The sequence below is a fragment of the Aggregatibacter segnis genome, assembly GCF_003130075.1.
In the GTDB taxonomy this organism is placed as follows: Bacteria; Pseudomonadota; Gammaproteobacteria; order Enterobacterales; family Pasteurellaceae; genus Aggregatibacter; species Aggregatibacter segnis_A.
This window is the reverse complement of sequence record NZ_NRCW01000009.1, coordinates 20,257-32,708: the sequence shown is the minus strand read 5'-3', so window position 1 is coordinate 32,708 and position 12,452 is coordinate 20,257. Positions and strand designations below refer to the sequence as shown.

14 protein-coding genes are annotated in these 12,452 nt (G+C 44.0%); 8 read left to right on the top strand and 6 right to left on the bottom strand.

The annotated features are described in order from the left end of the window. Positions 1-8 precede the first annotated feature (8 nt). Complete coding sequence (locus DK415_RS08810; protein ID WP_109433309.1) at positions 9-776, top strand: amino acid ABC transporter ATP-binding protein; 768 nt, start codon at positions 9-11, stop codon at positions 774-776. A gap of 8 nt (positions 777-784) precedes the next feature. Here DK415_RS08810 and DK415_RS08805 read toward each other — a convergent pair whose 3' ends face one another. The 5 genes from DK415_RS08805 to DK415_RS08785 all read right to left on the bottom strand — a co-directional run bounded on the left by DK415_RS08805 (position 785) and on the right by DK415_RS08785 (position 3,291). Then, the gene (locus tag DK415_RS08805; protein WP_109433308.1) at positions 785-1,072 is read right to left on the bottom strand and encodes a DsrH/TusB family sulfur relay protein; all 288 of its coding nucleotides are present in this window, start codon (positions 1,070-1,072) and stop codon (positions 785-787) included. Positions 1,073-1,074: 2 nt separating this feature from the next. After that, positions 1,075-1,437, bottom strand: coding sequence for a sulfurtransferase complex subunit TusC (tusC, locus tag DK415_RS08800; protein WP_109433307.1), 363 nt, complete (start codon positions 1,435-1,437; stop codon positions 1,075-1,077). After that, positions 1,434-1,811, bottom strand: a complete 378-nt coding sequence (gene tusD, locus DK415_RS08795) for a sulfurtransferase complex subunit TusD (RefSeq protein ID WP_109433306.1) — start codon at positions 1,809-1,811, stop codon at positions 1,434-1,436. Before tusD ends, tusC begins: the two co-directional genes overlap by 4 nt. Before the next feature lie 2 nt (positions 1,812-1,813). Then, on the bottom strand, positions 1,814-2,482 hold the full coding sequence (locus DK415_RS08790; RefSeq protein WP_109433305.1) for a helix-turn-helix transcriptional regulator: 669 nt from the start codon (positions 2,480-2,482) through the stop codon (positions 1,814-1,816). Positions 2,483-2,562: 80 nt separating this feature from the next. Further along, entirely contained in the window at positions 2,563-3,291 is a 729-nt protein-coding gene (locus tag DK415_RS08785; RefSeq protein WP_109433304.1) for an FKBP-type peptidyl-prolyl cis-trans isomerase, read from the bottom strand. Positions 3,292-3,380: 89 nt separating this feature from the next. Here DK415_RS08785 and DK415_RS08780 point away from each other — a divergent pair, with 89 nt between their 5' ends. Then, positions 3,381-3,602 carry a SlyX family protein gene (locus DK415_RS08780; protein WP_109433303.1) on the top strand — a complete coding sequence of 74 codons (222 nt, stop codon included), beginning with the start codon at positions 3,381-3,383 and terminating at the stop codon, positions 3,600-3,602. Between the two features lie 57 nt (positions 3,603-3,659). Here the strand turns inward: DK415_RS08780 and pgdx are convergent, their stop codons facing one another. Continuing rightward, complete coding sequence (gene pgdx / locus DK415_RS08775) at positions 3,660-4,388, bottom strand: hybrid peroxiredoxin PGdx (protein ID WP_109433302.1); 729 nt, start codon at positions 4,386-4,388, stop codon at positions 3,660-3,662. 157 nt (positions 4,389-4,545) lie between these two features. Here pgdx and oxyR point away from each other — a divergent pair, with 157 nt between their 5' ends. The 6 genes from oxyR (at position 4,546) to DK415_RS09480 (ending at position 12,445) form a co-directional block, all read left to right on the top strand. Continuing rightward, positions 4,546-5,442, top strand: a complete 897-nt coding sequence (gene oxyR / locus DK415_RS08770) for a DNA-binding transcriptional regulator OxyR (RefSeq protein ID WP_109128741.1) — start codon at positions 4,546-4,548, stop codon at positions 5,440-5,442. A 12-nt stretch (positions 5,443-5,454) separates the two neighbouring features. Beyond that, the gene (gene fabR / locus DK415_RS08765) at positions 5,455-6,075 is read left to right on the top strand and encodes an HTH-type transcriptional repressor FabR (protein WP_006719775.1); all 621 of its coding nucleotides are present in this window, start codon (positions 5,455-5,457) and stop codon (positions 6,073-6,075) included. After that, positions 6,071-6,571: a protein disulfide oxidoreductase gene (locus DK415_RS08760; RefSeq protein WP_162540482.1), complete on the top strand. Its 501-nt coding sequence runs from the start codon at positions 6,071-6,073 to the stop codon at positions 6,569-6,571. The genes fabR and DK415_RS08760 overlap by 5 nt, the downstream gene beginning before the upstream one ends. A 175-nt stretch (positions 6,572-6,746) precedes the next feature. Next, the gene (gene rfaD / locus DK415_RS08755) at positions 6,747-7,673 is read left to right on the top strand and encodes an ADP-glyceromanno-heptose 6-epimerase (protein ID WP_109433300.1); all 927 of its coding nucleotides are present in this window, start codon (positions 6,747-6,749) and stop codon (positions 7,671-7,673) included. Between the two features lie 86 nt (positions 7,674-7,759). Further along, positions 7,760-11,107: a type I restriction-modification system endonuclease gene (gene hsdR / locus DK415_RS08750; protein ID WP_109433299.1), complete on the top strand. Its 3,348-nt coding sequence runs from the start codon at positions 7,760-7,762 to the stop codon at positions 11,105-11,107. Positions 11,108-11,167: 60 nt separating this feature from the next. Beyond that, positions 11,168-12,445, top strand: coding sequence for a restriction endonuclease subunit S (locus DK415_RS09480; RefSeq protein ID WP_162540481.1), 1,278 nt, complete (start codon positions 11,168-11,170; stop codon positions 12,443-12,445). Positions 12,446-12,452: the final 7 nt, after the last annotated feature.

Sequence of the window (12,452 nt, the reverse complement as noted above, 5' to 3'; positions counted from 1 at the left end):
GAAATCGCATGTTAGAAGTGAACAACATTCATAAAACATTTAATGGCAATCCGGTGCTCAAAGGGATCGATTTTCACATTGAAAAAGGCGAAGTCGTGGCGATTCTCGGCCCTTCCGGCTCGGGCAAAACCACCTTTTTGCGCTGTTTAAACCTATTGGAACGCGCTGAACAGGGCACGCTACGTTTTACTGACGGCAGCCTTTTCTTAGATTTTGCCAAGAAAATCAGCAAAGCGGACGAACTGGCATTGCGTCGTCGCTCATCTATGGTGTTTCAGCAATACAATTTGTTCCCCCATCGCACCGCACTTGAAAATGTGATGGAAGGGATGCTCGTGGTGCAAAAGAAAAGCAAGGCGGAAGCGGAACAACGTGCCGTGGAATTGCTCACCAAAGTGGGTTTAAAAGACAAAATGCACTTGTATCCATCACAACTTTCCGGTGGTCAGCAACAACGGGTAGGCATTGCCCGCGCGCTGGCGGTTCAACCGGATATTATTTTGCTAGATGAACCTACCTCGGCGTTAGATCCGGAATTGGTGGGTGAAGTGTTACAAACGTTAAAGTTACTGGCACAAGAAGGCTGGACGATGATTATCGTGACCCATGAAATGCAATTTGCCCGCGATGTAGCAGATCGTGTGATTTTGATGGCTGACGGAAATGTGGTGGAACAAAACAGCGCTCGCGAATTTTTTGAAAATCCACAACATGAACGTACTAAGCAATTCTTGTTGCAGGCAAAAATTCCCGTTTGCGTGGAATATGAAATTTAACCCGTTCTTTATAGGGCAATTTGTGGGAAATACTGTTCGCTGAGCGCAACAAAATCCGCTAACGAAATGGACCGCACTTTTGAATCACTTGGCAGAAGTGCGGTTAAATTTCTCGCCAAAATGTCGTTCTCTAAGGCAAAACAGGAAGCATGACAACGCGCCAATACATCCGCTTGTTTTAACGCCAATAACACGCCATCTTGCCATAACACCACCGCTTCCTGCGCCGTGGCATTCAGCAAATAATGTTCCAGTTCCGTTTGTGAATAATGGGCTTGAGAAAAAGTATAAAGCATAATCAGAAAGTCAGAATTTTTTCACTTTGTTGCAGGATTTGTAACAACTGTTGACGCGGTAGTACATCACAATCCAAGACGAGATCCGACGATGTCAGCTGAAATTGTTGCAGTGAATCCGCACACACATAGCGCTGTTCAATGTCGTATAAATCCAATAATTTCAACGCACTTGCCGTATCTTTTTGCAAGACGGTCTCCGCTTGTTGCTGTTTTTGCAAGTTCAACACGCCGTCATCTAGGAAAAACACCGCAATGTCTTCTTCTGCACAAAAGGCTGTGGCGGCAAGCAGCGCATCTAATCCTTCACGTGTATTGGCTGTACCATAAGGTGCATGACGAAAAATAAAAGTAAGTTTACTCATACGGTTATCACCCGATCGGCTTGAAGCAAGGCTTGGCTAAACTCACCTAAGCCGGCAAGTTGAAAAACGTCCGCCAAACTGACCGCACTTTTATCCGCCGCCGACTCGCTGTCCACCACGCCACGGCGTTGCGCTGCGGCAACACATAAATGTAACGGCACATTAAACTGACGAGAAAACGCTTGCCATGCTTTGACTAAATTGAATTCATCATTGGCGGGATACACCAAAGCATTGCCATTGCTGACACCGTCTTGATAGAAAAAGATTTGGCGGATGTGATGTTTGTGAACCAGTTCTTGCGCTAACTGATACGCAAGAAAAGCACCTTGGCTCCCGTAAACCGGTTGTTTAACCACCAATACATAATCCATGATTACTCGTCCTGATCCTGTTTGATTTGGCGAATGTATAAATACACGGTATGACGGGAAATATCGAGACGCTCTGCCACCAAATTGATGGCATCTTTAATGTCGAAAATACCTTTCTCATACAACGAAACGACGATTTGGCGGTTTTTATTATTATTTGCCACCATACGGTCGGAAGTCACTTCCTCAATGGTTTTTTCCACGGTTTGAACCACCAATTCTTCCACCGAACTGGCAAAGTTCACCGCAGAGGTTTCACTGTGATCCGATGCCGGAATAAAGTTTTGTAGGAATTGCGACATAGGGACATCTAAATTAATGTTGATGCAAAGCAGGCCAATGATACGTTTTGCGCTGTTACGAATCGCGATAGTCACTGACTTCATCAAGCCACTGCTTTTCTTGGCGCGGGTAAAATACGGTTTGCTGACGCTTTCCGATTTCATATTGTGCAATGAACGCAACGCAAGATCCGTCATGGGCGAGCCCACTTGGCGGTTGGTGTTATGTCCGTTAGCGATGTAAATAGCAGAGTGTTCTAAATCCTCAAAAGAATGTAGAACGATTTCACAATGTTGCCCGATGAGCGCACTGACACCGTCAACCACGGCAATATAGGAATTTAAAATTGTGCGATCTTCGTCGGTAAAAGGGCGTTTATCTGTGAGCATGAAAGAGCGTGTTGGTATTTATTCAAACAAATGACCGCACTTATCAGTTCAACACCGAAAAGTGCGGTCGTTTTTTTTAGTTATTTTTTCGCAGGAATCACATCTAAGACTTCGACATCAAAATAAAGTGTTGAGTTTGGCGGAATGCTCGCACCGGCACCGTCTTTGCCATAAGCTAAATCCGGTGGTAACACCAATTCGATTTTGCCGCCTTTTTTCACTAATTGCAGACCTTCCGTCCAACCTTTAATCACTTGGTTCAATGGGAACTCTGCCGGCGTGCCACGTTGTACGGAGCTATCGAAAACCGTACCGTCAGGTAATTTGCCGGTATAGTGTACTTTTACGACATCTGTCGCGTTAATCGCATTGCCAGAACCGGCTTTTTCGACACGATACAATAAACCCGAAGCGGTTTTCTTCACGCCATCTTTTTTAGCAAATTCTGCGGCAAATTTATTGCCTTCCTCTTCGGCTTTCTGTGCCACTGCAGCGGCACGTTTTTCACTCTCTGCTTTTAATTTAGCATCAATGCCTTGCAACGCAGTCGCGATGTCTTTGTTGTCTTCCAATTTCACTTTACCGTTTAATACATCGGCAATCCCGGCCACCACTTTTGCGTTGTCATAGTCGATAACGCCTTTTTGGGCATTGATAAGGCCTTGTAAATCAGTACCAAATAACACACCGACGGCATAAGAAGATTCTTCATTAAATTTGGCATTATTTTGTTCCGCAGCTAAAACGTTGCCGGAAATGACCGCACTTAACATGAGCGCTAACGCGGAGACTTTTTGAATTTTTAACATTGTGTTCAATCCTTTATAATAAGTGACAGATGCGTTGGATAGGGTAAAACGGATTCAACAAATTCACAACATTTATTTAGGAAATTATTATGTCTATACAACAACATTTAGAACAGCAAATTGCCGAGCTGGAAATGAAAGTCACCTTTCAGGAAACGGTGATTGAAGAATTGAATCAAGCGTTAATCGAGCAGCAATTTATTTTAGACAAAATGCAACTTCAGCTCCGTTATGTGGTGAATAAAATGAAAGACATGCAACCTTCTAACATCGCCAGCCAAGCCGAAGAAACCCCGCCACCGCATTATTAACTAAAAAACAAAAAGGACGTCAACATGACGCCCTTTTTTATTCAGTCTATAGGCTGATTATTTTGCGAAATACGCTTCTAAATCATCGCTACCACCGATGTGTTTACCACCGATGAAAACTTGTGGCACAGTCGCACGACCGGAAACCGCACGTACGCTCACGATAGTTGCATCATGACCTAATACGATTTCTTCAAAGCTTAAGCCTTTGTCATGTAACATTTGTTTTGCTTTTGCACAGTATGGGCAACCAGGTTTAGTAAAGATCGCGATGGATTCTTGAACTTGGTGTTGTGGTGCAAGGTATTTCAACATGGTATCGGCATCGGACACTTTGAACGGGTCGCCCGGCTCATTTGGCTCGATGAACATTTTTTCTACTACGCCGTTTTTCACAAGCATAGAATAACGCCATGAACGTTTACCGAAACCTAAATCTTCTTTACCTACCAACATACCCATGCCTTCGGTGAATTCGCCATTACCATCCGGAACGAAAGTGATGTTGTCGGCTTTTTCGTCTTCTTTCCATGCGTTCATAACGAAAGTATCGTTCACGGAAACCACGAGAATGTCATCAACGCCGTATTTTTTGAATACTGGAGCTAATTCGTTATAACGTGGTAAGTGGGAAGAAGAACAAGTTGGGGTAAATGCACCCGGTAGAGAGAAAACGATAACAGTTTTGTTATCAAATAATTCGGATGAAGTTACATCAACCCATTTGTCGCCTTGACGGGTACGGAATGTAACCTGAGGAACTTTTTTTCCTTCCATAGTAGACATAGATTTTTCTCCTATCTATAAGTGTTGCTGTGAATTAGAAACTTCGCTTAAACTGCAGGCTGTCTCTAAAGATACTGTGAATTATAGGTAAAATTATGATATAGTCACAATCAATTAATTCTATCCTTTTAATTGTTACTTTCTATAATGAGGACCTATGAATATTCGCGATTTAGAATACCTTGTGGCGCTTGCTGAATACAAGCATTTTCGTCGTGCGGCAGATTCTTGTCATGTCAGTCAACCTACCTTAAGCGGTCAAATTCGTAAATTAGAAGATGAGCTCGGCATTATTTTATTGGAACGTACCAGTCGTAAAGTTTTATTCACTCAATCAGGTTTATTGTTGGTTGATCAAGCCAAAACTATCCTACGCGAAGTGAAATTATTAAAAGAAATGGCAAGCAACCAAGGCAAAGAAATGACCGGTCCATTGCACGTTGGCGTTATTCCAACCATCGGACCTTATTTAATGCCGCACATTGTTCCAGCGTTACAACAAGCATTCCCGGAACTCGAATTATTCTTGTACGAAGCACAAACCCATCAATTATTAGAACAATTAGAAACCGGCAGACTAGATTGCGCCATCGTTGCCTCCGTGCGTGAAACCGAACCGTTTATCGAAGTGCCGCTATTTAACGAAAAAATGCTACTGGCCGTTTCCGAAACCCATCCCTGGGCGAAGGAAGAGACCATTCCAATGAGCATGCTGAAAGATCGTGAAATGTTAATGTTAGATGATGGGCACTGTTTGCGGAATCAGGCTCTTGGCTATTGTTTCACTGCCGGTGCAAAAGAAAATTCACATTACCAAGCAACCAGTTTGGAAACCTTGCGTAACATGGTGGCGGCCAATGCCGGCATGACCTTAATGCCACAACTTGCCGTTCTTAGTGAGGGCGCTCGTGGCGGCGTGAAATATCTGCCATGTCATACACCACAGCCGGCGCGTGATGTCATTTTAGTTTACCGTCCGGGTTCCCCATTGCGTGTACGTTATGAACGCATTGCCGAAGCGGTTTCTAACTCGATTAAACCGCTTTTAGATTAATGGAGTAAAAGCATGGTCGGTATTCGCGCACAACAAAAAGAAAAAACTCGTCGAGCTCTCATTGATGCCGCGTTCAACCAGCTGACGGCGGAAAAAAGTTTTTCCAATTTAAGCCTACGGGAAGTATCTCGCGAAGCCGGCATTGCGCCGACCTCATTTTATCGACATTTTCGCGATATGAACGAATTAGGTCTCACCATGGTTGACGAAGCGGGACTAACCCTACGTCAACTCATGCGACAGGCACGTAAGCGCATCGCCAACGGCGGCAGCGTCATTGTGATTTCGGTGGAAACCTTCTTTGAATTCATCAATAACAGCCCGAACGTATTCCGCCTATTGTTGCGCGAAAGTTCCGGCACATCCCAATCCTTCCGTACCGCGGCCGCCCGTGAAATCAAACATTTCATTGATGAACTGGCAGAGTACATCGCTCACAAAAACAACTATTCCCAATACATTGCCTACGTGCAGGCGGAAGGCATGGTAACCATTGTCTTTACTGCCGGCGCCAACGCTTTGGACATGAGTAAAACAGAACGGGAACAGTTAAAAGAGCGGTTGATCTTACAGCTCAGAATGTTAGCTAAAGGCACCAAACACGAAGCCAAAGACCGCCATGACATCGATTAATATCAAAAAATTACTGAAAAATACGGTTTCTTTATTGCCCACTTTACTGATCATGAGCAGTATCTTAGATTTTATTCGCAAACCGACTGTACCGGATAATCTCAACGCCACGGCGTTATACGATTTACAAGGCAACCCGTTTTTTCTGCCACAACTGGATCAAGACAAGCCAACGGTGCTTTATTTTTGGGGAACCTGGTGTAGCTACTGTCGTTACACCTCATCAGCAATTAATGATCTGGCAAAAGAAGGCTATCCTGTGGTTTCCGTTGCATTGCGTTCAGGTTCTGCACAAGATGTGGCGAATTATCTGATGGAACATCAATATGGTTTTACCACGGTGAACGATCCTCAGGGTGAATTAGCCACGCAATGGCATGTGGGCGTTACTCCCTCCATTATCATTTTACGTCACGGCAAAATGGATTTGGCGACAACCGGTTGGACAAGTTATTGGGGACTAAAAGTGCGGTTGTTTTTGGCAACGTTTTTATAAGAAAAAACACATTTAAAATCTATCACACAAAAAACGACATTTTTTGAACATTGGCTTTGCCAACAGCATTAATCGGCGAACAATCAAGCCTAACTTGATGGTGAATGCTTTTACCTTGGGAAGCAAATCAATTACAATGAGCGACAACTTTCATATCTAGTAAGAGGACAGAACTATGATTATCGTAACCGGTGGCGCAGGCTTTATTGGTAGCAATATCGTCAAAGCATTAAATGACATGGGCCGTAAAGACATTTTAGTGGTAGATAACTTAAAAGACGGCACAAAGTTCATTAATTTAGTGGATTTAGACATCGCTGATTATTGCGACAAAGAAGACTTCATCGCCTCCATTATCGCCGGCGATGATTTAGGCGATATCGATGCCGTTTTCCATGAAGGCGCATGTTCTGCCACCACCGAATGGGATGGCAAATACATCATGCATAACAACTACGAATATTCCAAAGAGTTGTTGCATTACTGCTTAGATCGCCAAATCCCGTTCCTCTACGCGTCCAGTGCCGCTACTTACGGCGACAAAACCGAATTCCGCGAAGAACGCGAATTTGAAGGCCCATTGAACGTGTACGGCTATTCCAAATTCTTATTCGACCAATATGTGCGCGCCATTTTACCTGAAGCGCAATCACCGGTATGCGGCTTCCGTTATTTCAACGTGTACGGCCCACGTGAAGGCCACAAAGGCTCTATGGCAAGTGTCGCATTCCACTTAAATAATCAAATTCTCAAAGGTGAAAACCCGAAACTCTTCGCCGGTAGCGAACATTTCCGCCGCGATTTCGTGTATGTAGGCGATGTCGCCGCAGTGAACATTTGGTGCTGGCAAAACAGCATTTCCGGTATTTTCAACTGTGGCTCCGGCAATGCAGAATCTTTTGCTGAAGTAGCAAAAGCGGTGATTAAATTCCACGGCAAAGGCGAAGTGGAAACCATTCCATTCCCGGAACATTTAAAATCCCGCTACCAAGAATACACGCAAGCGGATTTAACCAAACTCCGTGCTACCGGCTACGACAAACCGTTTAAAACCGTCGCGGAAGGGGTGGCGGAATATATGGCGTGGTTGAATAGTAAATAATAAAACTCGGGCGGATAATTTCCGCCCATTAATCTTATATTTTTACCGTTTTTCCCTGTTTTATAAAAATCCAAGGAAATTCCATCATGGCACAATCCAATTTTGATTTTCTGCAAGCCTACCCGACACTATTTACCCTAGCCTCCAATGCGGAAAAATACTTCTGGCACGACCCGAACACCGCGTTAATCAAAACCCGTCAATTTGCCGAACTCATTGCCAAAACCATCGCCGTGCATTACCGCATTGCCGAAGGCAATTCATTAACCCAAAACGATTTACTGCGAAAATTTAAATACGATCTCGATCTTGACCAAGACATCCTGACGCTATTTCACTATTTACGCAAACAAGGCAATGACGCAACGCACACTTACGAAAGCGATCGTAAATCGGCAATTCAAAGTATCGAGCTGGCGTGGCAATTGGCCGTGTGGTTTTACCGCACCTTTGCCGACGAGCAGGAAGAATTTGAGCCGACACCTTTCAGCCAGGATATTTTGCAGGTACAGGGCAAAGCGGATAGTGTAGAAAGTCAGCAAAGTGCGGTGGAAAAATCCAACGTTTTCCGTGAACAACAGGAACAGCAGCTACGCGAAAAATATGAAGCAGAACTGAATGCCTTGCGCGCCGAACTGGCACAACAAACGGAAAAACAAAAACAAGCCTACCAATCCAAACTGAATCAGCGTTTAGCCAACAGCAGAAAGAAACGGGATTTGGACGAAAAACAAACCCGCCTGTTAATTATCGATCAGCAATTGCGTGATGCCGGTTGGGAAGCGGATTCGGAAAATTTGGTTTACGCCAAGGGCGCACGCCCTGAAAGGGGGAAAAATAAAGCCATTGCGGAATATCCTTGTGGTCGGGAACGTGCAGATTATGTGCTGTTCTGCGGTTTAATGCCGGTCGCTGCCGTAGAAGCCAAAAAAGCCAATACGGATGTTGCCGGCAAGATTGGACAAGCGGAACGTTATGCCAAACATATTGAGATAAAGGACATCAAAGCCCCGTGGGAACTTGCCAAACGTACAGTAGCATGGGCGGATGATGAAGAAGGGCATTATTTGCTTCCCTTCGTGTATTCCTGTAACGGGCGCGCCCTCACCAAACAAATCGCAGAAAAATCCGGCACATGGTTTCGGGACGTCCGCCACCATTCCCATTTAAAACGTCCACTCAATGCATTCCACTCACCGCAAAAATTACTGGACATGCTGCGCAATGAGCCGGAAGCGGCGCAAGAAAAACTGGAAAACGAACCGGTCGATTACTTAAATCTGCGCTACTACCAAATCAATGCTATTCATGCGGTGGAAAAGGTACTCTCTCTCGGACAACGCGACATTCTGGTGGCCATGGCCACCGGCACGGGGAAAACCCGCACCATTGTCGGTTTAATTTATCGTTTACTGAAAGCCGAACGCTTTAACCGCATTTTATTTTTGGTGGATAGAAAATCCCTCGGCACCCAAGCACATGACACGTTTAGGGAAATGCCACTGGAGCAAAATAAATCCTTGACCGAGCATTATAATTTTGCCTTAAACGGCGAAGTGGCGCCGGAAACCAAAGTAAAAGTGGCCACCGTACAAGCCATGGTGAAACAGTTGTTTTATTCCGATAATCCGCCGCCTATCGACCAATTTGACTGCATTATTGTTGATGAAGCACACCGAGGCTACACTCTCGATCAAGAAATGACAGATGCCGAATTGGAAATTCGCGATAATGCGCAGTACCTCTCCACTTATCGTCGCGTGCTGGATTATTTCGACGCGGTTAAAATCGCCTTAACCGCCACACCGGCAAAACATACGACAGAGATTTTCGGGCATCCGGTGTTTACCTATTCTTATCGTGAAGCGGTAATCGATGATTTCTTGGTAGATCACGAACCGGCAATCTCTGTTGCAACCGCATTAAGCCAAGACGGCATTCATTTTGACAAAGGCGAAGCGGTGGAAGCCATTGATACCTTCTCCGGGGAAATTATTTCAGCCGAATTGGAAGATGAAATGAATTTTGACGTAGAAGCCTTCAATAAGCGCGTAATTAATGAAAATTTTAATCGGGTGGTTTGTCGTGAATTGATAAAAAAAATCAGTCCGTTAGACGAAGGAAAAACCTTAATTTTCTGCGCCACGGATTTACATGCCGACATGGTGAAACGTATTTTGGACGACGAATTTTCTGCCCTTTACGGCGAACTTTATAACCAAGCCGCCGTCGCCAAAATCACCGGACAAAGCGATGCTCCGGAAAAGTTGATTAAACGTTACAAAAACGAACGTTATCCGAATATCGCCATCACGGTGGACTTGCTCACCACCGGCATCGACGTGCCGGAAATCTGCAACTTGGTTTTCCTGCGTCGCGTCAAATCCCGTGTGTTGTATGAACAAATGAAAGGGCGCGCCACCCGAAAATGTGAAAAATTAGGCAAAGAGGTTTTCCATATTTACGATGCCGTCGGCTTGTATGAAGCCTTGGAAGAGGTCGATACCATGAAGCCGATTGTCAAAGATGTGAAAATTCCTTTGGAGCAGCTCATTGAGGAGCTCAATGCCGATCAAAGTGCGGTGGAATTAGCACACAAAAATGAAGTGTTTGCCCAAATCACGCAAAAAATTATGCGCGTGTTGCGCAAAGCGGAACATAAGGCGCACAAGAACCCGCAACTCAAAACCTTCTTAGCGGAATGCGAACAAGAATGGGGGTATAAACCAGCACAGCTGCATCAATACCTGCAAAAACTCGGCGTGGAAGGCGCGCAGCAATTCTTCCTGCAACATCAAGATTTTTTATACCAACTGGAACAGATTCGCGCGGAAATCGGTAGCGAACACAACCCGATTTTGTCCCACCACCCTGATGAGATTCGCGAGGTCAAAGTCCTTTATGATACCAAAGGCAATGCCGACGATTATATTTCCCGTTTTGTGCAGTATATCTCCAGTCAAAAAAACGAAAACATGGCGTTACAGGCGATTATTAACCGCCCGCGCAATCTCACCCGCCAACAATTAAAAGAAATCGAGCTTACCCTCAACAAGGAAGGGTTCAATAAAACCGCGCTCAATCGCGCCTTTAATGAAAAAACCAACCAGATGATCGCCGCCGGCATTCTCGCCCATATTCGCCAAGCTGCCTTGGGCGACGCGCTGATTCCTTTTGAACAACGGGTAGATCACGCCATGCAGAAAATCTATGCCAAACACGATTGGAATAAAGCGCAAAAAGACTGGCTGGAACGCCTACGCAAACAACTGATTCTTAACCACGATGAAATCATCGACCGCGCCCGTATTAACGAATTATTTGAACAATCCCGTGAATATCGCGGCGCCAAAGGCGTGGATTTATTGTTGAAGAACCAGCTGGAACCGTTGCTGGAAGAAATCAACGAAGCCCTGTGGGAAAAAGTCAGTTAACCCGCCCAACCGATAAAACCGAAAGAAGAGTGCGGTCAAAATTTAAGGAGTTTTTGAGTAATGAAAGAAGATGTGTTGCCGGAAGGGTGGGTGAAAACCACGTTGGAATATTTAGGGAAATGGGGATCTGGAGGTACACCAAACCGGAAATACAAAGAATATTATGAAGGTAATATTTCATGGGTAAAAACAGGTGATTTAGGAGAAAAATATTTATTCAAATCAAGCGAATACATAAGCAAATTAGGTTTAAAAAACTCCAGTGCAAAAATGTTTCCGAAAGGGGCAATCGTATTAGCGATGTATGGTGCGACTATCGGTAAGGTATCTATTTTGGATATTGAAGCAAGTACAAATCAAGCCTGTGCAGTTATCATTCCGAATGAAAATATTGATACCGAATTTCTTTATTATTTTCTTTTAAGCCAAAAAGACATTTTTATTAAAAAAGGAAAAGGAGGGGCGCAACCAAATATTTCGCAAGCTATCATCAAAGAACATGATATAAATCTCCCCCCCCTCCCCGAACAACAATATTTATCCAAAAAACTAACCGCACTTTTGGACGAGGTGGCACAAATCAAACAACGTCTAGAAGCCATCCCAGCCCTGTTAAAACAATTCAGACAATCGGTGCTGGCGGATGCGGTGAGCGGGAGGTTGACGGAGGAATGGCGGGAAAACAAAGAATATGAATTAATAGACAAACTTACTTTTCCAAAAGGATGGATGAAATCCACATTAGGAAAAGAATTTAATTATGGCTCATGCAAGAAAAAATCACCTGATGAAATTTTGAATCAAGAGTGGGTTTTAGAATTGGAAGATATTGAAAAAGATAACTCTAATATCTTAAATAAAATAACAAATGCAACAAGACAAGCCAAAAGTACAAAAAACGTTTTTAAAAAAGGTGATGTACTCTATGGGAAATTACGCCCCTATTTAAATAAAATTGTTATTGCTGATGGCGACGGAGTATGCACAACAGAAATTATTCCAATTTCATCGAACGAACGTATTTGTAATCAATATTTATTTTATTGGTTAAAAAGTCCATATTTCTTTAATTATGTTAATGAGATTACATATGGTGTGAATATGCCTCGATTGGGAACTCAAGATGGGAAAAAGGCAATAATTGTATTTCCATCTAAAGAAGAACAAACCCAAATCGTCCAAAAAGTCGAAACCTACTTCGCCCTTGCCGACGAAATTGAAACACAAGTAAACGCGGCATTGGAGAACGTTAATTTGCTCACCCAATCCATTTTAGCCAAAGCCTTCAACGGGGAATTGTCGGCGGCGTGGCGGACACAACAAGCTGTTAAAAATTAAGAGATTT